The sequence below is a fragment of the Dactylosporangium vinaceum genome, from assembly GCF_019904175.1.
Lineage (GTDB): Bacteria > Actinomycetota > Actinomycetes > Mycobacteriales > Micromonosporaceae > Dactylosporangium > Dactylosporangium vinaceum.
Genome location: NZ_CP061913.1, coordinates 5,709,233 through 5,729,169 on the forward strand (window position 1 = coordinate 5,709,233; position 19,937 = coordinate 5,729,169).

Annotated in this window: 17 protein-coding genes and 1 pseudogene; 7 read left to right on the plus strand and 11 right to left on the minus strand. The window is 74.5% G+C overall.

The features are described 5' to 3' along the window. Window positions 1–28: 28 nt before the first annotated feature. Genes Dvina_RS25595 through Dvina_RS25610 form a run of 4 tightly spaced genes read right to left on the minus strand, consistent with a single transcriptional unit; the run spans window position 29 to window position 3,867 of the window. Window positions 29–1,045, minus strand: a complete 1,017-nt coding sequence (locus tag Dvina_RS25595) for a CobW family GTP-binding protein (RefSeq protein WP_223104990.1) — start codon at window positions 1,043–1,045, stop codon at window positions 29–31. A 50-nt stretch (window positions 1,046–1,095) separates the two neighbouring features. Then, complete coding sequence (locus Dvina_RS25600) at window positions 1,096–2,136, minus strand: ABC transporter substrate-binding protein (protein ID WP_246656445.1); 1,041 nt, start codon at window positions 2,134–2,136, stop codon at window positions 1,096–1,098. Between the two features lie 11 nt (window positions 2,137–2,147). Next, window positions 2,148–3,074, minus strand: a complete 927-nt coding sequence (locus tag Dvina_RS25605; protein ID WP_246656446.1) for an ABC transporter permease — start codon at window positions 3,072–3,074, stop codon at window positions 2,148–2,150. Continuing rightward, window positions 3,064–3,867 carry an ABC transporter ATP-binding protein gene (locus tag Dvina_RS25610; protein ID WP_246656447.1) on the minus strand — a complete coding sequence of 268 codons (804 nt, stop codon included), beginning with the start codon at window positions 3,865–3,867 and terminating at the stop codon, window positions 3,064–3,066. Before Dvina_RS25610 ends, Dvina_RS25605 begins: the two co-directional genes overlap by 11 nt. Before the next feature lie 241 nt (window positions 3,868–4,108). On the opposite strand from Dvina_RS25610, the gene Dvina_RS25615 reads away from it, so the two are divergent. From Dvina_RS25615 to Dvina_RS54460, 3 genes and pseudogenes are all read left to right on the plus strand, one after another. Next, window positions 4,109–4,441 carry a hypothetical protein gene (locus Dvina_RS25615; RefSeq protein ID WP_223104991.1) on the plus strand — a complete coding sequence of 111 codons (333 nt, stop codon included), beginning with the start codon at window positions 4,109–4,111 and terminating at the stop codon, window positions 4,439–4,441. A gap of 294 nt (window positions 4,442–4,735) precedes the next feature. Beyond that, window positions 4,736–4,780, plus strand: a pseudogene (locus Dvina_RS54455) (hypothetical protein); the annotation flags it as partial. A gap of 205 nt (window positions 4,781–4,985) precedes the next feature. Then, window positions 4,986–6,029, plus strand: coding sequence for a hypothetical protein (locus Dvina_RS54460; protein WP_246656721.1), 1,044 nt, complete (start codon window positions 4,986–4,988; stop codon window positions 6,027–6,029). Here the strand turns inward: Dvina_RS54460 and Dvina_RS25630 are convergent. Then, window positions 5,965–6,636 carry a response regulator transcription factor gene (locus Dvina_RS25630; protein WP_223104993.1) on the minus strand — a complete coding sequence of 224 codons (672 nt, stop codon included), beginning with the start codon at window positions 6,634–6,636 and terminating at the stop codon, window positions 5,965–5,967. The two genes, Dvina_RS54460 and Dvina_RS25630, sit on opposite strands and share 65 nt — an antisense overlap. Further along, a complete protein-coding gene (locus tag Dvina_RS25635) occupies window positions 6,633–8,165 on the minus strand; it encodes a sensor histidine kinase (RefSeq protein WP_246656586.1) in 1,533 nt (510 codons plus the stop codon). Before Dvina_RS25635 ends, Dvina_RS25630 begins: the two co-directional genes overlap by 4 nt. Window positions 8,166–8,621: 456 nt before the next feature. On the opposite strand from Dvina_RS25635, the gene Dvina_RS25640 reads away from it, so the two are divergent. Next, window positions 8,622–8,942: a hypothetical protein gene (locus Dvina_RS25640; protein WP_223104995.1), complete on the plus strand. Its 321-nt coding sequence runs from the start codon at window positions 8,622–8,624 to the stop codon at window positions 8,940–8,942. Window positions 8,943–9,041: 99 nt separating this feature from the next. Further along, window positions 9,042–9,254 carry a hypothetical protein gene (locus Dvina_RS25645; protein ID WP_223104996.1) on the plus strand — a complete coding sequence of 71 codons (213 nt, stop codon included), beginning with the start codon at window positions 9,042–9,044 and terminating at the stop codon, window positions 9,252–9,254. A gap of 37 nt (window positions 9,255–9,291) precedes the next feature. Here the strand turns inward: Dvina_RS25645 and Dvina_RS25650 are convergent, their stop codons facing one another. From Dvina_RS25650 to Dvina_RS25660, 3 genes are all read right to left on the minus strand, one after another. Further along, window positions 9,292–9,693, minus strand: coding sequence for a DUF1622 domain-containing protein (locus Dvina_RS25650; protein WP_223104997.1), 402 nt, complete (start codon window positions 9,691–9,693; stop codon window positions 9,292–9,294). Window positions 9,694–9,781: 88 nt separating this feature from the next. After that, window positions 9,782–11,194 carry a glycoside hydrolase family 6 protein gene (locus Dvina_RS25655; protein ID WP_223104998.1) on the minus strand — a complete coding sequence of 471 codons (1,413 nt, stop codon included), beginning with the start codon at window positions 11,192–11,194 and terminating at the stop codon, window positions 9,782–9,784. A 196-nt stretch (window positions 11,195–11,390) separates the two neighbouring features. Continuing rightward, window positions 11,391–12,410: an NAD-dependent epimerase/dehydratase family protein gene (locus Dvina_RS25660; RefSeq protein ID WP_223104999.1), complete on the minus strand. Its 1,020-nt coding sequence runs from the start codon at window positions 12,408–12,410 to the stop codon at window positions 11,391–11,393. A gap of 105 nt (window positions 12,411–12,515) precedes the next feature. Here Dvina_RS25660 and Dvina_RS25665 point away from each other — a divergent pair, with 105 nt between their 5' ends. Then, a complete protein-coding gene (locus Dvina_RS25665) occupies window positions 12,516–14,507 on the plus strand; it encodes an ATP-binding protein (RefSeq protein WP_246656448.1) in 1,992 nt (663 codons plus the stop codon). 88 nt (window positions 14,508–14,595) lie between these two features. Here the strand turns inward: Dvina_RS25665 and Dvina_RS25670 are convergent, their stop codons facing one another. Together Dvina_RS25670 and Dvina_RS25675 are read right to left on the minus strand one after the other, a co-directional pair. Then, window positions 14,596–15,027 carry a PPOX class F420-dependent oxidoreductase gene (locus Dvina_RS25670; protein WP_223105001.1) on the minus strand — a complete coding sequence of 144 codons (432 nt, stop codon included), beginning with the start codon at window positions 15,025–15,027 and terminating at the stop codon, window positions 14,596–14,598. Window positions 15,028–15,103: 76 nt separating this feature from the next. After that, on the minus strand, window positions 15,104–16,390 hold the full coding sequence (locus tag Dvina_RS25675; RefSeq protein ID WP_223105002.1) for a hypothetical protein: 1,287 nt from the start codon (window positions 16,388–16,390) through the stop codon (window positions 15,104–15,106). 104 nt (window positions 16,391–16,494) lie between these two features. Here Dvina_RS25675 and Dvina_RS25680 point away from each other — a divergent pair, with 104 nt between their 5' ends. After that, window positions 16,495–19,923 (plus strand): LamG domain-containing protein, encoded by a 3,429-nt coding sequence (locus tag Dvina_RS25680; RefSeq protein WP_223105003.1) that lies wholly within the window; start codon window positions 16,495–16,497, stop codon window positions 19,921–19,923. Window positions 19,924–19,937: the final 14 nt, after the last annotated feature.

The following is a 19,937-nucleotide window of genomic DNA, read 5'->3' on the forward strand; positions in this document are numbered from 1 at the left end:
CCGGCGTGCCGTTACGCCGGGAACGGCGTCAGGTGCTGAGCGTGCGGTAGCGGCGTAGCCGCCGGAGCCCGTCGGTGTCCGGCCGTTCGGCCGGCGTGCCCGCCACGGCGTCCAGGCGCTGCTGGGCGGCCGGCTGGTCCAGGTGGGCGCCGATGGCGACGAGCTCGCCGACCGGTGGCGGCTGGGGCAGCGGCGTGACGTGGATGAGCGGCCCGACGACGTTGACGAGGTAGCCCTGCTCGGCGCGGGTGCCGTACACCCGGACCCGGCCCTTGATCCGATACGCGCCGGCCGGTGGGCTCTCCAGCAGGTCGAGCAGCAGGCCCGCCGAGATCGGCCGGGTCAGCGCCGTGGAGGCCGCGCGCGCGTGCTCGTGGTCGTCGGTGTGGTGGTGCTGATCGCGGTAGAGCTGGGCGAGGGGGAGCTCGTCGGCCGGGTCCTGGTCGGTGGCGGTGTCGAAGACGAGCGCCGGATCGATGCGGCCGTGCCGGGAGATGACGATCTGCGCGTGCGGCTGGCGCCGGCGCACCCGTTCCTGGATCCGGGCGAGGACATCGTCGCGCTCGCCCGGCGGCAGCAGGTCGGCCTTGTTGATGACGACGAGTGTCGCCGCCGCGTAGCGGGCGGGTGGCTGCGCCGAGTGGTCCACGGTGCCGAAGTGCTGTACCGCGTCGATCACCTCGACGAGGCCGCCGGGCCGGATGCCGCGCACACGGCTGCCCCTGATGAGCCGGTGCAGCGCGACGGGGTCGGCCGCGCCGCTGGCCTCGACAAGTATCGCGTCCATCCGCAGCCGCGGCCGGGACAGGCGGTGCAGCGCGTCCTCCAGGCCGCCGGCGTCCGGAAGGTGGCACAGGCAGCCCCCGGAGATCGACACGGCCTCGTCGATCTGGCCGGTCACGAGGGCGGCGTCCACGTTGAGGGCGCCGAAGTCGTTGACGACGACGCCCAGGCGCGCGCCGGGCCGGCGCAGGAGATGGTTGAGCAGTGTCGTCTTGCCGGCGCCGAGATACCCGGTCAGCGCGACCACCGGCACCCTGTCCACCCGGACAGCCTAGTCCGGGCCCGTCACCGGCGGGCGACGGGCCCGGCTGGTCAGGCCTTCGGGACCTTGGCGGCGAACTCGGTGGTGTACCCCTTCGCGACGTCGATGCGCCCCTTGCCCGCGGCGACCTCCGGGATGCCCACGGCGAGGACCTCCACGACGTTGCGGGCGCCGTCGGGGTCGATGACGCCGTCGGCGGTGAAGCCGTCCTTGGTCTCCTGGATCGAGGCGACGTACAGCTTCGGGTTGCCGCCGGCGTAGTCGGCCGGCATCTTGCCCGCGATGGCCTCGGCCGGGTTGCCGGCGATGAACCGCAGCGTCTTCACGAACGCGTTGGCCAGCTTCTGCGACTCGCGCGGGTGCGCCTTGATCCAGTCGCACGGCATGTACAGCGAGCTGGCCGGGTAGAGCCCGCCGAGGGCCTTGCGCGTCGCGTCCACAGTGGACAGGTCGACGAGGGTCGTCGCCGAGCCCTTGTCGATGAGCATCGTCGACGTCGGCGGGGTGGTCATGCCGGCGCTGATCCCGCCGTTCTCGATCGAGGCGATGAACGTCGACCCGGCCCCGGCGGCGACGCCGGTGAAGTCGCTCTCCTTGACGCCGGCCTTGCCCATCAGCGAGTTGACGAGCGCGTTCGTCGAGGAGCCCTTGCTGGTGAAGCCGACCTTCCTGCCCCTGAGGTCGGCCATCGACCTGACGGCCGTCTCCTTCGCCGACACCATCACCTTTTCGAGGGGCGTGTTGGCGAACTGCACGACGCTCTGCACGCACTTGCCCTTGAGCTGGAGGGTGTAGGCGTGGTCCATGAAGCCGACGACGCCTTCGAGGTGCCCGGCGAGCATCTCGTTCTCCTGGTTGACGCCGTTCTGCTCGTCGGAGAGCTGGACCTCGAGCCCCTCGTCCTTGAAGTAGCCGAGGCGCTCGGTGAGCATCGCCGGCAGGTAGATGACCTTGTTGATGCCGCCGACGCCGATGCGGACCTTCTCCAGCGGTCCGTCGGTCCTGGCCGCGGCGGGCGGCTGGGCGGTACTGCACGCGGCCAGCCCCAGCAGCAGCGCGGCGCCGGCGATCGGGGCGAACTTCCTCATCATGGTGCGCTCCATCAGACGTGGACGGAGTCGGTGGCGGTGGGTGGTCGCCAGCGCAGCAGGCGGCGCTCGACGGCGGTGAGCAGCCACTCCGCGATCAGCGCGACGACCGTGATGACGATCATTCCGGCGTAGATGCCGGCCGCGTCGAACGTGCCCTGGGAGTGGGCGATGAGCAGGCCGAGGCCGCGCCTGGCCCCGATGACCTCGCCGACGACCGCGCCGATCAGCGCGAAGCCGAACGCGACGTGCAGCGACGCGAGAATCCACGACGTCGCGCTCGGGATGACGATCGAGGTCAGGACCTTGGACCGGCTCGCCCCCAGGATCCGGGCGTTGTCGACGAGGTTGCGGTCGACCTCGCGGGCGCCCTGGAACGCGTTGAAGAAGACCGCGAAGAAGACCAGGACGACGGCCGTGGCGATCTTCGAGCTCAGCCCGAGCCCGAACCAGATCACGAACAGCGACGCGAGCACGATGCGCGGGATGGCGTTGGCCGCCTTGATGAACGGCGCGAGCACGTCGGCCAGGAACCGGGCCCGGCCCAGCAGCACGCCGAGCACGACCCCGCCGAGCGAGCCGATCGCGAAGCCGGACACGGCCTCCCCCATGGTGACGCCGATGTGCTCCCAGATCGGCCCGCTGCTCGGCCCGACGGTGAACCAGTCGACGAGCCGCTGCCAGATCTGCGACGGCTGCGAGTAGAAGAACTGGTCGAGGGCCCAGCGCTGGGCGTGGTCCTTCCAGTCGAGGGGCTTGCTGAAGTGGGTGGTGCCGTCGAAGTCGACCCAGTAGCGGGCGGCGAGCTCCCACGCGCTGAGGCCGAGCACGACGACGAGGATGCGCACGCCCCAGACGGCCGCGCCGCGGCGGCGCTGCCGGGCCGCGGCCTGGCGGATGACGGCGTCCAGGGCCGCCTTGGCGAGCGTGTCAGTTGCCACTGAGCGTCGCCCCCCGCCGGGCCCGGGCGACCTCGTCGCGCAGCGACTGCCAGACCTCGCGGTAGATCTCCAGGAACGCGGTGGTGAGGCGGATCGCCTCCACGTCCCGGGGCCGGGGCAGGTCGATCGCGAACTCGGCCTTCATCGTCGCGGGCACGGCGGTGAGCACGACGACCCGGTCGGCCAGGGCGATGGCCTCCTCGAGGTCGTGGGTCACGAAGATGACGGCGGCGCCGGAGCCCTGCCACAGCCGCAGCAGCTCGTCCTGCATGAGCCCGCGGGTCTGCACGTCAAGCGCGCTGAACGGCTCGTCCATGAGCAGGATCCGCGGATCGTTGACGAGCGTCTGGGCCAGTGCCACCCGCTTGCGCATGCCGCCGGAGAGCTGGTGCGGGTAGAACCCCTCGAAGCCGGCCAGGCCGACCCGGTCGACCCAGGCGGCGGCGGCCTGCCGGGCGTCCTTTTTCGAGCTTCCACGGTACCGCGGGCCGGTCGCCACATTGTCGAGCACACTTCTCCAGGGCAGGATCGCGTCCTGCTGGAACATGTAGCCGATCCCGGCCGGAATCCCGCGCACGGGCTCGCCGTGGACGATGACCTCACCGGACGACGCGGGCTCGAGCCCGGCGACGAGCGACAGGGTCGTCGACTTGCCACAGCCGGTCGGCCCGACGACGGCCACGAACTCGCCCGGGCGGATGCTGATCGTCAGGTCCTGGACGGCCGTCATGATGCCGGACGAGCCGCGAAAGCGCTTCGTCGCCTCCCGCAGCTCGATGGCGGGTGTACTCACGTCTCCTCCTCGCGTAGCACCCGGCCGTTTCGGGGTGTGCACGCCGGGTGTTGCCAGACGGTAGGTGCCGCCTCGGGCAGCGCCTAGGCTTGCCGGCGTTGTGCGCACAAACGTCGTTGCGCCGCTTTCGCGCATTCTGCTCACGGCGTTGCCACCGGGCCGATCCGCACGGTGCCGGCCTGCGCCGAAGCTCCCCGCCGCCTCCGCGAGCCCTCCACAACCGGCACCTACAGTCGGCCGGGTGAGCCGACTCAGCGGGCTGTGGGCCTGTATCGCGGGCGGGGCCGCGCTGGTGCTGCTGGTGCTGTACCTCGACCCGATCACCGATCAGCGCGACTGCCCCAACTGGGGCGCCTCCGGCAACGCGAGCGCCTACGGCGACGAGCGCTGGGACTACGGCGTGCTGCTGCTGTGCATGCTCTGGATGGCCGCCGTCCTCATCGAGCAGTTCCTGCCGCCCGCCCGCCGCAGCCGAAGCCAGGCCGGCGGCGTCTGGCGCACGGCCGCGGCCGGCGTCGTGACGGTGCTCGTGAGCTGCTGCGGCCTCGCGCCGATCGGGCTCACCTGCCACTGAGGCGCCACCCGCCGCTCACTGCCGGGCGGAGAAGCCAGTACGCCACGTCGGGAACGCCGGCCGCGTGAGCGGCGTGCCCATCGAGCTCACCCGCCCGCAGGGGGACTGTCCGAACGGTGGCTGCCGCGGCTAACTCGATGTATATAGAGTTATGCGGTGACCCGGACCCGGCGACCGTCTCCGCAGACCACCGCCGTGCTGCACGCCCTGGCGGCGCAGCCGGCCACGTGGCGGTACGGCTACGAGCTCGGCCTCGAGGTCGGCCTGCAGGCCGGCACCCTGTATCCGATCCTCATGCGGCTGTGCGACCGCGGGCTGCTCGAAGCCGTCTGGGAGGACGGCCCGCCGCCCGGCCGCCCGCCGCGCCACCTCTACCGGCTCACCGGCGAGGGGCTCCGGCTGGCCGCGGCGACCCCGGCCGCCCGCCGCGCCACCTCTACCGGCTCACCGGCGAGGGGCTCCGGCTGGCCGCGGCGACCCCGGCCGCCGCACCGGCCGGAGCGGCGCCCGCCCCGGCGCGTCCGGCGAGACTGCGAGGTGCGTGGTGAACGGCGGCGGGTGGCTGCTGGCGGCGGCGGTGCGGCTGCTGCCGGCGCCGCGGCGGGAGTGGGGCGCGGCGATGCTCGCCGAGCTCGACGGCATCGGCCCGGCCGGGGAGCGGCGGCGGTTCGCGGCCGGCTGCGTCGCGGCGATCCTGACCCGGCCCGCGGTCTGGCGCCGGGTCGGGTACGCGCTGCTGCCCGTCGCCGCGGCCGGGTTCGTGGTGCGGTGGAGCGCGGCGATCGACTGGGCGCCCCGGCGCTGGGGCGTCGTCGCGTTCGCGCTCCTGCTCGCGGCCGTGGCGGAGCTCGGGGTGTTCGGGCCGCTCGGACCCGTCGGGGCCGGGTGGGCGGCGCGGGCCACCCGCCTCGTGGCGTACGCGCTCGTGGGCGTCCTCGCCGTGGAGGCCGGCTGGTTCATGGCCCACCAGACGAACGCCGACCTCGGCGGTGAGCCGGTGCTCGCGGTGGTGTTCGCGGGCTTCCTCGCCGGGGCGCTGGCGGTGACGGGGCATCGCGCGGCGGTGACGGCGCGGACCCTGCTGACCGGCCTCGCGGGCGGCTTCGGGCTGGCCGGGGTCTGGGCCGCGCTGGTGCTGCTGGACCCGCCCGTCCCGGCCGACGTCGGGCTCGCGGTGGTGCTGCTGGGCACGGGCCTCGCCGGGATCGGGTCGGCCGTCGAGCGCCGCCGCGGTCCGGCCGCCGCGTGGACTGCCGCGGCGACCGCGGGGACCATTGCGGTGCTGCTGATCTTCAATATCGTGACGGTATTGTCGGCGACCGGTGCGGACGATCTGATCCCGCACCTCCTGCCGCCTCTGGTGCCGGCCCGGGCGCAGGTCGCCGGAAGCCGGATCGAGCTGCCCGACCACTACCTGTGGCTGCTGCTGCTCGGCTGGTTCCTGGCGCTCGCCCAGTGGGCCGCGGCCCGCCCGGCCCGGGAGCCGGACGCCGGAGCCGCAGCCGTCCCGCCGGGCGGGAGCCTCAGGCTCGGGTCGGCGGGCCGGGTTGCCGGCCGGAGCCGCCCAGGCCGGCCTCGCGGGCCTTGACGATCGCCTGGGCGCGCTCCGAGACCTGGAGCTTGGTGAAGATGTTGGCGATGTGGTTGCGGACCGTCTTCAGGCTGATCATCAGTTCGTGGGCGATCGTCGCGTTGCCCTTGCCCGCGGCGACCATCTCCAGGACCTCGCGCTCGCGTTCGGTGAGGGACGGGAACGCGGCGGTGCGCGAGCCGGTGCCGGTGGCGAAGTGGGCGATGACCCGGCCGGCGATCTGCGGGCCGAAGATCGCCTCGCCGGCCGCCGCGGCGCGGATCGCGCGTTCGATCTCGTCCTGCTCGGCGCCCTTGAGCAGGTAGCCGCGGGCGCCGGCGCGCATGGCGGCGAAGACCGAGTCGTCGTCCTCGAACATGGTGAGCACGACGACCGCGGCGGGCGAGCCGGACCGGACCAGCCGGCGGGTCGCCTCGATGCCGTCCAGGCCGGGCATCCGGATGTCCATGAGGACCACGTCGGGCGCCACGGAGGCGGCCACGTCGAGCGCGCGGTCGCCGGTGTCGGCCTCGCCCACGATCGCGATGTCGGCCGATCCGGTGAGCATCAGCTCCAGGCCGCGGCGGTAGGCCGGGTGGTCGTCGACGACGAGCAGCCGGATCATGGCTGCACCTCCTCGGGGTGGCCGGCGGGCAGCGGCAGGACGGCCCGGACGATCAGGCCGCCCTCGGGGCGACTGGTGATCGTGCAGCTGCCGCCGAGCTCGGCCGCCCGCTCGCGCATCGACGTCCAGCCCACGCCGCCGGTGGCGCCGGGGCCGATGCCGTGGCCGTTGTCGGCGACGGTCAGCTCGAACGCCCCGCCGACCTCGACCGCGATGCGGCAGCGGGTCGCCCCGGCGTGGCGCACGACGTTTGTCATCGCCTCCGAGGCGATCCGGAACGCCGCGGCCTCGACCGCGGCCGGCAGTGACGGGAGCACCGGCGGCCCGGTGACCTCGAACGTGACCTCGCCGGTCAGGGCGGCCGCGCGCTGCCGGACCGCGCCGAGCAGGCCGACCTCGTCGATGGCGGGCGGGCGCAGGTCGTCGACGAGGCGGCGTACCTCCGCGATCGCTGCTTTGACCTCGTCGCGGGTCTCGGCGATGAGCGCGTTGCGCTGCGCCGGGTCGGGCCGGGACTGGGTGGCGTTGAGCTTCAGCACGACCGCGGCCAGCGACGGGCCGACGCCGTCGTGCAGGTCCCGGCGCAGGCGGCGGCGCTCCTCCTCGCGGGCAGCCACGATACGGCTGCGCGACTCCCGCAGTTCGTCGTTGAGCTGCCCGGCCCGGACCACGACCGCCGCGTAGCGGGCGAGGTCTTCCACCAGATCCAGGTCGGCCCGCGCGAACTGCCGCCCGGCCGACAGGTCCACGGCCAGGTAGCCGATCCGCTCGCCCCGGTGCACCATCGGCTCGCACAGCGCGCCGTCGTCCGGCGCCACGCTGCGCTCGATCCGGACCCGGTCCACCCGCAGTGCGGCCGCCACGGCCTCGGCCACGGCGGCGACGAGCCCGTTCGGATCGGCGGCGTCGGCCCGGTCGGCGAGCAGCCGGATCGCCGCGCGCGGGTCGCAGCGCAGGCCGTACACCCAGCGCTCGATGTGCCGGCGCAGGTACGAGTAGGCCGGATGCACCGTGACCGCCACGACGCCGACGGCCAGCAGCCCGCCGAGCGTGTCGTGGCCGGTGAGCCGGGCGGCGCCGAGCAGCAGCAGCGCGTAGACGACGGCCACCGCGGCGACGAGGAGCAGGTACGTCAGCGTGCGCGACAGCACGAGCTCGATGTCGAACAGCCGGTGCCGCAGGATCGCGATGCCGACCGTGACCGGAAGACCCACCGCCACCAGCCCCAGCGCGACCGGGAACAGCGGCACCGCGGGCACCAGGAAGTGGTTCACCCACCCGGTGAGCAGCGCGACCGGGACGGTCAGGGTCCCCCACACCAGCCACAGCAGCTGGAGGCGCTGCGCCCCGCGGGCCCGCCGCAGCCGGCGCCGGACCGCGACCGGGCTGCCGAAGCACAGCGCCACCACCAGCAGGAGCCCGAGCACGCCCAGCCCGGCGCTCACCGGCTCGGGCAGCCACGGCACCGGCGGGGCGGCACCACCGTGACCGTCCTCGAACCCCTGCCGGTCGCCGGCCGCACCGACCATGAACAGCACGGCACCGGCCAGCCCGGCCCGGACCCACCAGCGCCAGAAGGGGCTCGCCGCCCGCCCGTCGCAGCAGGTAGGCGATCAGCACCAGCCACAGGAACAGCAGCACCCAGGCGCCCTGGGTCAGCTGGTCGAAGGCGAGAGCGGCGGCCGAGGTACCCGGCCCGGGCGAGAACAGCAGCGCGAAGAAGCACAGCCCGTCGGCCACCAGCAGCCAGCCGACCGGGTGCCGCGGGCGCCACCGCAGCACCAGCAGGCCGGCCACGACGGGGGCGGCGGCGCCGAGCGAGACGACGGCCTGGTGCATGCCATCAGTCTGCGCGGCGCCGGCAGGCGTGTCAGCCCGCCCGGGAACGGTTCCCGGGTGACCCGGGACATCGGCACCGTGCGGCCGGGGCGCGGGTGCGGCGACAGTCATCGCATCACTGCTCACCGTGCCCGAGAGGACCGACAATGCCGACGTCCGTGTTCGAGAAGCTCCTGCCCTGGTCCGGCGCGCTGGCCGGCGCCGTCTGGGCCGTCCAGTTCGCCGCCGCCAAGACCGCCGACGATCCCGAGGACCCGCAGGCGGTGGCCGTCGTCGCCGGTGCGGTCGCGCGCAACTACGCCGCCGGCTTCGCGCTGCTGGCCGGGTCGTTCCTGCTGGTGCTGTTCGCGGCCGCGGCCCGCCGGACCCTGCGCGCCGGGGAGGCCGGCGAGTCGACGTACTCCTCGATCGCGCACGGCGGCCTCCTGGTCGCCGCGGCGGGCTTCGGCACGCTCGGGATCCTCTAGATCGCCCTCACCAACGCCGCGAAGGCGCACGACGCCGCCGCGACCGCCGCGATCGGCCAGCTCGCGCTGATCGGCTGGCTGCCCGCCCTGGCCGGGCTCGTGGCGGCGTTCTGGGGGCTCGGGCTGGGCGGCCTGCGCACCGCCACGCTGCCGAAGTGGTTCGCCGTGCTGACCGTGGTCCTGGCCGTGATCGGCGTGCTCGGCCCGCTCGCGGTCGTCGTGTATCTGCTGCTGCCGCTCTGGCTGGTGGCCGCCTCGGTCGTGACGGCCCGCGGCCCGGCGGTGCGCGCGCAGTCGCCGGTGGGTGCCTGACCGCCGGGCGGCGCCCGCGCGTCTCGCAGCGGGGCCCCTACCGGCGCTCGTCCCCGCTCGCATTGCGGGCCGCGCGGGCCACGGTCGTCGCGCCGCTGGTCAGGGCGCGGCGCCAGGGCGGGGCGCCGTCGATCTCGATCTGCAGGGAGAAGCTCAGGAACGTGCGGATGAGCACGATGAGGCCGAGGACGGCGACGTTCGCGAGGGTGGGGGCGACGGCCACGGTGCGGATGAGGTCGGCGGCCACGAGGACTTCGAGGCTGAGCAGGAGGACGCCGCCGAAGGTTTCCCGCAGCGCCTGGTAGGCCGGGCGGCCGCCGCGGGTCCGCCAGGTCCGCACGGCCAGGACGAGCGCCCAGAGCAGGCCCACGACGAGCACGCCGGCGCCGAGCGCATCGAAGCCCTGCGCCGTGCGGACCATGAGCTGCGTGAAGGTCATCGTGTGGACAGTACCAATGCGGCGCGTTCCTGTGTCGCAGTTGCGAGCGGGGCGCAGATCGTCGCCGATCTGCGCCCCGGGCCGTGCGTCAGGACGTGGTGCAGGTGAGCGCCGGCGTCGAGGCGTTGCCGGAGCCGGTGAAGCCGAACTGGGTCGAGCCGCCCGCGTTGAGCGAGCCGTTGTACGACACGTTGCGCACCGTGACGGCGGAGCCGCTGGTGGTCAGCGTGCCGTTCCAGAGCTGGGTGATCGACTGACCGCCGGCCAGGGTCCAGGTGACGGTCCAGTTGCTGATCGCCGACGCGCCCGCGGTGACGGTGACGTTGCCCTGGAACCCGCCCTGCCAGGCGCTGGTGGTCTGGTACACCGCGCTGCAGCCACCGCCACCGCCGCCGCCGGTGCGGCTCGGCGAGGTGGACGCGCTCGGCGAGCCGGACGCCGACGGCGACGGCGACGGCGACGAGCTCGTGCGGCTGGGCGACGGCGACGCGGACGTCGGCGTGGGGGAGCCGGCCGGCGGGTACGGCGCGCTGGAGGCCAGGCTGTAGGCGAGGCTGGGCTGGAAGCTGCCGGCGGCGAAGTTGCAGCCGTCGGCCTCGCCCGGGTCCTTGATCCACAGGTAGCCGTCGATGTTGGCGTCACCCGTGTTCAGGGTCGGGTAGTTGCCGAGGCGGCGGTCGGTGTTGTCGTCGGCGCACCAGTCGCCGGCGGCGCCGCCGTTGCGGCTGGTGTCGATGATCTGGTGCTTGCCGTTGATGCCGCGGCTCTGCAGGTAGGAGATGATCGACCGGCCGTAGTTGGCCTCGTTGCCCGTCGGCTGGAAGTTCGAGACGTTGGTGAAGAACCCGTCGGCGTACTGCACGCCGGCCGCGACCAGCCGCGAACCCTGCTCGGACGCGGAGTTCCAGGCGGAGTGCCCGCCGTCGAGGTACACCTTGGCGTTCGGGTTGGCCGACTTCAGCGTCTGCACCGCGGTGCTGATCGCCTGGGCCCGCTGCTGGACCTCGCTGCTGCTCAGGCACGTCTGCAGGGCGAGGGCGTCGGTCTCCATGATGACGATGACGGTCCGGTTGCCCAGGCCGCGCGCATAGCCGGAGATCCATTGCTGGTACTGGTTGAGGTCCGGGGCCCCGCCGGCACTCGCCCCGCCGCAGTCGCGGTTCGGGATCGCGTAGCTCGTCAGGACCGGTACCTGGTTCACGGCGTTGGCGGCGCCGACGATCGAGGAGACCTCGGACTGGATGGTGGAGATGTTGAAGTTCGCCATCCAGCGGGCCTGCGACTGGCTGGCGATCTTGTCGCGGATGACGGGCATCCGCGAGTCGCCCTGGTTGGCGTTGACCCAGCGGGCGACCTGCGAGTCGGGGTCACGGTAGAGGGTGCCGGACAGCGTGCCGGCCGAGGCCGATCCGATCACGGACCAACCGGCGGCGAAGGCGACGCAGGCCGATGCGGCCACGGCAGCTGCGATCAGGCGCCGGCGGGAGCGGCGTGTGGGCACGGAGACTCCTTCGAGTCGAGACGTCGAACCGATTTACGTCAAGCGATATGAGGGGGTGCCTATCATTGGCCGCCTCTGCCCGAATGGTCCACTCCGGCCGCCCGCGCGACCGTCTGGCCTGGGCAAACCCGTGAAACATCCACGCGGCACCGGCACCCGCCCGGCTGTCGCGGCGAAGGGTTCGTCGCCTCAGGGCCTACCGGCGCACCACGGCGCCGGCCTGCCTGGCCGTGAGCCGTCCCGTGCGGTGCAGCCATCGGATCGTGTCGCCGTAGGTCTCGGTCAGCGCGCGCGGCTCGACACCGAGCTCGTCGCGGGCGCGGGAGTCGTCGCAGCGGGTCGCGGCATCGACGAACACGACGCCTTCATGGTCGACCGGCAGGTGGAACGGGGTCACACGCTGGACGGCGGACATGCTCCGGCTCAGCGGCAGCATGGCGGCGGACGGCACGACCAGGCACGGCAGGCGGCGGCCGGTCAGCCCGCGCAGTGTGGCGAACATGGTCGCGCCGTCGACGAAACGGCCCGGGACCAGGTAGCGGGTCGGCTTGGCCGGCAGCGCGAAGACGGCGGCGTGCACGGCGGCGACGTCGCGGACGTCGACGACGTGGAGGCCGCCGCTCGGCCACACCGGATACCGCCCCCGCAGGATGTCCCGCAACCGGCGGGCCTGATCGCCGCAGTGCGGATCGTCCGGGCCGAGGACGGCGCCGGGCTGCACGATCACCACCGGCGCACCGGCGTCCTGCAGCCCGCGGGCGACGGCCTCGGAGGCGACCTTCGACCGGATGTACGGCCCCGGCGCGCTCGACAGCGCCGAGTCCGGGGTGACAGTGGCCCGCCGCCGCAGCAGCGCGGCGGTGCTCGACACGTGCACGACCGGGTCGCAGCCGGCCTCGACGGCCGCCCGCAGCACCGTTTCCGCACCGGCGACGTTCGTGCGCGCGATCGCCGGCCGGGCCCGGGCGTCCAGGTCGTACACGGCGGCGGCGTGCAGCATCGCGGCACACCCGCGCAGCGCGCGGGCGACCGAGCCGGGGTCGGTGACGTCGCCGACCACGTGGTCCACGGTCGCGGGCCCGCCGAGCGGCTCCAGGGCGGGGCCGATGCGCGCGGCCGAGCGGACCAGGAGCCGCACGTCGTGGCCGGCGGCGACGAGCGCCGCCACGCTGTGCGAGCCGACGAAGCCGGTGCCCCCGGTGACCAGGATCCTCATGCCGGCCAGGATCGGGCCGGGCGGTGCTCACCCGCCAGGTCAGATAGTGGCCAAACGCTGTTCAACCGGCGCGCGGCGATGCAGAGTGCAGGTGGAGGTGACGACGTGTCGGCGTCGCTCGGCGAGGTGCTCGAGACCGCCCGGCGGCAGCGGTTCGTCGGCCGCCGGGCCGAGCTCGCCGGGTTCGACGCCGCCGCCGGAGGGGCCTCGGCGCGGCGGGTGCTGTTCGTGCACGGCCAGGGCGGCATCGGCAAGACCACGCTGCTGGCGGAGCTCGGCGCCCGGGCGCGGGCGGCCCGGCGGACCGTGGTGCAGGTCGACGGGCGCGACGTGGACCCCTCCCCGGACGGGCTGCGCACGGCCACCGGGTGGCCGCTGCCCGCCCGGGCGGTGCTGCTCGTGGACGGCTACGAGCACCTGGCCCCGATCGACGGGTGGCTGCGCGAGCAGTTCCTGCCGACCCTGAGCGCCGACACCGTGGTCGTCCTGGCCGGCCGGGAGCCGCCGTCCGCGCCCTGGCGTGCCGACGCGGGGTGGCGGGCGCTGCTGGCGGTGTACCGTCTCGACGCCTTCAGCCCCGACGAGACCGCGCAGCTGCTGGCCCACGCCGGCGTCGCGGCGTCCGTGCGGCCGCACCTGAGCGCGCTCGGCGCCGGGCACCCGCTGACCTTGGCGCTGCTGGCCGACCTGGCCGTCCGCGGGCAGGTGCCCGGCACCCTGGCCGACGCGCCGGACCTGATCTCGACCCTGCTGCGGTCGTTCGTCGGCGAGGTCCCGACCCAGCCCCAGCTCACCGGCCTGGCCACCTGCGCGATCGCCTGGTCCACGACCGAGGACCTGCTCGCCCGGACGGTCGGCGCCGACGCCCCCGCCGTGTGGCAGTGGCTGGCCCGGCTGCCCTTCGTCACGAGCGGGCCCGGCGGGCTGACCGTCCACGACCTGGCCCGTGACGTCCTCAACGCCGAGTTCCAGCGCCGCGTGCCCGAGCGCTACCGGGCCCACGAGCGCCTGGTCTTCGACCACGCGGTCGCCGCCCTGCGCACCGCCGCCGGCCCGCACCGGCAGCCCGCGGCGCACCAGCTGCTGTTCGTCCACCGCCACGGCCCGTTCGGCGCCGTGATCACCGCGCTGCGCACGCAGGGCTCGGCCGCCGTCGTCCCGGCCCGCCCCGACGAGCACGAGCAGGTGTGCGCCGCCGTCGAACGCTTCGAGGGTACGGCGAGCGCCGGCCTCGCCCGCGCCTGGCTGGGCGAGCAGCCGGAGCGGCTGTCCGTGGTGCGCAACGGCGGGCGCGTCGCCGGCTTCGCCCACCACGTGCTGTGCCCGAGCGGCTCCCCGCTGGAGGAGCGCGACCCGGTCGTGCGGGCCGTGCTCGGCCACGTCGCGCGGGAGGGCCCGATCCGCCCCGGCGAGCACGTGCTGATCAACCGCTTCGCCGCCGGGGTCCGCGAACACCAGCGCGACCCCTACATGGTGGTCGCGGGCCCGGTGTCAAGCCTCATCGAGTGGCTCACCCGCCCGCTGGCGTGGTCGTTCGTGGTCGTGGTCGACGACGCGTTCTGGGCGCCGAAGTTCGACTACCTCGCGTTCGCACCCCTGGTCCGCGTCGAGGTCGGCGGCCTGCCCCACGTCGCGTTCGGCATCGACTGGCGCCGCCTGCCGGTCGCCGCCTGGCTCGACCTGATGTACGAGCGCGGCCACACCGGCGGCACCGGCCCGGCCCCGGCCACACTGCTGCGCCCGCCACCGCTGCACCGCGCCCGCTTCGACGCCGCTGTCCGGTCCGCCCTGCAATCCCTGCACCGGCCCGAACGGCTCGCGGCCAGCCCGCTGCTCGGCCCCGCCCTGGGCGCCGACGCGGCCCGGCTGCGGGCAACGATCGAGGCCGCCGTCGTCCAGGTCGGCGACCTCCCGAAGGGCGGGCAGCTCCACGCCGTCCTGCACCGCACCTACGTGCGGCCGGCGCCGACGCAGGAGGCCGCGGCCGCGGTGCTCGACCTGCCGCTGAGCACCTACCGCCGGTACCTGGCCAAGGCCGTCCAGCACCTGACCGACATCCTGTGGACGATCGAGGTCGGCGAGCCCGTCACCGGCTAGCCGGGCCGCGCCACCCAGGCCAGGACGCGGTCCACGTCGGAGCGCGTCCAGCCGATCGCGGGGTCGACCCCGGCGCGGGTGTGCGGGGTCAGCCGATGCGGGCGCCGTAGACGTGGTCGACGGTCATGGCCATGAGGACGCGGCGGTCGGCGACCATCGCTGCGCGGTACTCGGCCCAGTCGGGGTGTTCGCCCGCGGCGCGGCGGTAGTAGGCGACGAGGGCCTCCACCTCCGGGCCGTTCGGGTCGGTGCCGGGGCCGGTGAGGGTGGCGATGCCCTCGGCGGTGGCCCAGGCGCGGCCGTCGCCGCTCGTGACCTCCAGGGTCGCGCGCGGGTCGCGGCGCAGGTTGGCGGTCTTCGCGCGGCCCTCGGTCATCGAGACGTAGATGGCGCCGGCCGCGCGGTCGTAGAAGGGCATGACGGGGGAGAGCTGCGGGCGGCCGTCGGACTTGATGGTGGCCAGGACGCCGAGGCGGCTGTCGGCGAGCAGCGTGCGCGGGTCGAACTCGTCGGCCGTCATGGGGCTCCTCGGGCGATCGCGGTCGTTGGCCCCTGAAACCCTACACGGGCGGTAGGGGGCGCGGCGGGGTTGACGGTCAGGGCGCGACCGCGGCGCGCAGGCGGGCCCGGGCCAGGGTGCGATCGGCGGGGCGGTCCTCGTCGTGGCCGCGGCGGGCGGCGTAGACGCGGACGAGGTCCGGCAGGGTGTAGCGGCCGGGGGCGCGCGGGCGGATCAGGTGCTCGCGTGCGAGGCGCTCCAGGTCCGCGGGGGTGGCCAGCAGCGCCGCGGCGGCCTCGGGGCCGAAGTCGGGGCCGGGGTGCAGGGCCAGGCCGCGCAGGAGGTCCCGGGCCCGGCCGGGCAGGGCGCGGTACGACGGGTGCAGGGCCGACTCGACGCGCCCGTCGAGCTCGAGGCGCCGGCGGCGCTCGTCGAGGCGGTCGGCGTGGTCCGTGACGGTCCAGCCGGGGCGGGCCGTGAGCTCGGCCGCCGCCGCGGTCAGGGCCAGCGGCAGGTGCCCGCACCGCTCGGCCACGCGGCGGTAGGCGGCCGGGTCGGGGCCGGCCGGGACGCCCGGCGCCGCCCGGAGCAGGAGCCGCTCGGCGTCGGCCGGCGGGAGCGGCTCGACCTCGACCCGGGGGCCGTCGAGGCGGCGGCGGGAGGTGACGAGCGTGACCGAGCCGGGGGTGGCCGGCAGCAGCGGCCGGACCTGCTCCATGGACGCCGCGTCGTCCAGCACGACGAGTGCCCGGCGACCGGCCGCCCGGCGGTGCAGTTCGTCGGCGAGCTGGGCCGGCTCGACCGGCGGCAGCGCCGGGTGCCGGCCGCGCAGACCGGCGACAAGCACGACGTCGAAGTCGCCGGCGGCGGCCAGCCGGTGCGCGGCGCGCACGGCCAGTGCGGTCTTGCCGGCGCCGGGCATGCCGGTGAGGACGGTCAGGGGTTCGCCGATGGCGGCCAGCTCGGCGCAGCGGCCGACGAACCCGGGCCCGTCGTCGGGGAGCCGGTCGTACACCCGGACCCGGGCGGCCGCCTCGGTCCCGACCCGGCCGTCGCGCAGCGCCTGGCGCCACCGGGCCAGGTAGTCCGGGTAGTCGTGCAGCGCCTGGACCACGGCGACCACCAGCTCGGCGTTGATCCGGCGGCGGCCGGTCTTGAAGCAGTCCACGACGGTGCCGCGCCGGGCCAGCTCGTCCGCCCGCCGCCCGGCCGCGCGCCAGCGCGTGTTGATCCGCCGCGTGATGGTGTCGAACGACGGGTCACCCGCCCACGTCTTCAGCCCGCGCAGGCAGCCGACCAGGTCGTCGAGGCTGTGCGCGCGCGCCGGATCCGGCGGCCCCGCGGGCACCGCAAACGTCATGTCGAACCCCCGTTCATTCGGCATCGTACGACCCCGGGCCGGGTGGGCGAAGTCCAAACGTTTCCGTATGGAAAGTGAGCGGCCGAACCGTAGGCGCATCGAAATATGTACCGGTAGCGTTCCGGCGCGTGAACCCAGCGTTAACCCGGCCCCTCCGCCGCATCGCGACCGGCTCGACAGTCCTCGTCACGCTGGCCGCGGCCCTCGCCGGCCCGTCGGCGGCCCACGCCGAGCCCCCGGCCGCAACCGCCACGGCCACCGCCGCGGCGCCGGACGCGCGGCCGCTCAGCGCCGCCCAGCTGGCCGCGGCCGACGCCCGCGCGGTCACGAAGGCGCGGGCCGAGGGCCGCGCGGTCGAGGTCGCCGAGCGGGCCACCGAGACCCAGACCTGGCTCGCGCGGCCGGACGGCAGCATGCACTTCGAGGAGTCGGCGGTCCCGACCCGGGTGCGCCGCGGCGACGGGACCTGGGGCACGCCGGACCCGGCGCTGCGGATGGCGGACGGGCGGCTGCGCCCGGTGCTGTCGGCCGCCGACGTGGCGTTCTCCACCGGCGGCAGCGGGCCGTTCGCGACGATGCTCGTCGGCGGCCAGCGGCTGGCCCTGACCTGGCCGACAGTGCTGCGTGCGCCGACGGTCAGCGGTGACGCCGCCACCTATGCCGAGGCGCTGCCCGGTGTCGACCTGGTCGTGCGGGCGACCGAGGACGGGTTCTCCCACGTGCTGGTGGTCAAGAACCGGGCCGCGGCCCAGCTCTCCGAGCTGCAGACGATCCGGCTCGGCCTGGCCGGCACCGACCTGACCGCCGGCGTCTCGGCCGACGGCGAGCTGCGGTTCACCTCCCGCACCGGCGCGGTGGCGGCCTCGGGCAGCCGCGCGCTCATGTGGGACGCCGGTGCCGGGGCCACCGCGAAGGCGCCCGGCGACCTGACCCGCAAGTCGGTCGCGGCCAGCACGCTCGACGGCGGCGCCCTGGTGCTGCGGCCGGACCTGTCGCTGCTCGGCGCGGCCGACACGCAGTACCCGGTGTACATCGACCCCAGCTACTCCAAGGGCGAGAAGCGCTGGGCCTACTCCAACAGCAAGAACGAGAACAACGACAACGAGGTGCGGGTCGGCAAGTCCCCGTCGAGCGGGGCCACGTACCGCGCCTACTTCACCTTCGACGTGAGCGGGCTGGCCAAGAAGCGCATCTTCGCCGCCCAGTTCCACTCGACGATCGTGCACTCGTGGAGCTGCGCCAACACGCCGTTCAGCCTCTACCAGGTGGCCGGCGCCGGGTCCGGCAAGATCACCTGGGACGGGCCGGACCTGGGCGCCAAGATGGGCGAGTATTCCGGCCACGCCCACAAGCCCAGCAGCACGTCGAGCTCGGGCGGCTGCTCCGACGACCCGCAGCCGGACAAGCCGTTCGAGATCGGCGGCAGCATGACGTCGGCGGTGAACACGGCCGCCGGCAACAGCGTGAGCGAGGTCGCGTTCACGCTCACCGCGTTCAGCGGTGCGACCGCCGGAGAGAGCATCGGCGAGCGCTGGAAGAAGTTCAAGCTGGCCGACACCAAGCTCACCGTCGACTACAACTCCCCGCCGGCCACGCCGACGAGCGCCAGCACCGACGGGCGCGGCTGCACCACCGGCGCCGGCCGGCCGGTGCTGTCCACCGCGACGCCGACCCTGCGCGCCGTCGTCTCCGACCCCGACCCGGAGACCGACCTGCAGGCCGTCTTCGAGTGGCAGCAGTACAACAGCGGCACCGGCACCTGGACGGCGCTCGGCAGCGGGCAGATGAACAGCCTCGCCAAGGGCGGCACCGGCTCGGTGCAGATCAGGTCCGGGCTGGCGCAGGGCGGCATCTACCAGTGGCGGGCCAAGACCGTCGATCCATGGACGTACGGCAGCACCAGCGGCACCGACAGCTCAAGCCCCACCGGATGGTGCGAGTTCACCGTCGACCTGATCGGCCCCGCGCTCGCGCCGGGAGTGTCGTCGCCGGTCTACGGCAGCGACCTCAACCAGGTGTACGGCGCCGTCGGCCGGACCGCACCGTTCACGTTCACCGCGTCCGGCGTCGCCGACGTCACCGCCTACCGCTACGGCTGGGCCGACCCGCCGACCACGCAGGTGAGCGTGGCCGCCGGGGCGAGCGCGACCCTCGCGGTCACCCCGCCGCCGCCGGCGCCGGCCGACCCGACCTCGGGCGGGCTGAGCCGCCTCTACGTGGTGAGCCTCGACGCGGCCGGGCACATCAGCCCGGTCACCGAGTACGCGTTCAACCTGGGCTCGGCCACGGCCGCGAACGGCTACTGGAAGCTCGACGACGCCGCCTTCGCCGACAGCGCCGGCAGCGCCCCGGCCGCCGTGCCCGCCGGTGGCCCGGCGACAGGCGTCGCCGGACGGTTCCAGCCCGGCCCCGGCAAGGCCGCGCCGGCGACCGTGACGTTCGACGGCACCGACGACACCGCCACCGTCAACGCGCCGGTGGTCGACACCTCGACGAGCTTCACCGTGTCGGTCTGGGCCCGCAGCGACGGCGACACCGCCGACTACCGCAGCGTGGTCAGCGCCCCGGCCACCCACTCCAGCTCGTTCCTGCTCGGCCGGGCCTCGACGAACAAGTGGCGCTTCGCGATGCCGCAGACCGACACCGTCGCGCCGACCCACGTCAACACCTTCAGCACCTCGGCGATCCAGGCCGGGGCGTGGACGAACCTGACAGCCGTCTACGACGCCGGGGCCAGGATGGTGTACCTCTACGTCAACGGCGTCCTCGAGGGCTCGACCGCCCAGCCGGCCGCGATCGCCGCCACCCGGCTGCAGCTCGCCGGGGACTTCTGGAACGACAGCCCCACCTTCGAGAACAAGTGGAAGGGCGGCCTGGCCGACCTGCGGCTGTGGAACCGGGTGCTGAGCCCGGGCGAGGTCGCACCCCTCGCGGCCGACCTCGTCGGGCGCTGGACCCTTGACGGCGACGGCACCGACTCGACGCCGTGGCAGCGCACCGCCACCCCGACCGCGACGGCGTTCTACGTCGAGGACCGCGACAGCTCGGCGTTCTCGGCGCTGCAGGGCGACGGCGCGACGGTGGCCGCGACGACCGCCGGGCCGGCGCTGCGCAGCGACCAGTCCTACACCGTCGCCGCCTGGGTCCGCCTGGACAGCACCACCACCTACGAGGAGGTCCTCGGCCAGGGCGGCACGGCCCGCGGCGCGATCTTCCTGCGCTACGACTACGTGACGAAGAAGTGGCAGTTCTTCGTCCCGACGGTCGACGTCGGCACCCCGTCGTACTACTCGGCCCGCTCCACCGCCGACGCGGCCGTGGGCGTGTGGACGCACCTGGTCGGCGTGTACGACGCCGCCGCCGGCAACTTCAAGATCTACGTCAACGGGTCGCTCAACGGCTCCATCGCCGGGCGCATGTGGGCCTCGTCGGGTGTGTTCGACATCGGGCGGCAGCGCTTCGGCACCGGCGACTTCTTCACCGGCGCCATCGACGACGTCCGCGTCTACCAGGGGGCCATGCCGGCCGCCCAGGTCGCCGCCCTGTACGCCGCATGAGGAAGGGGCCCGCC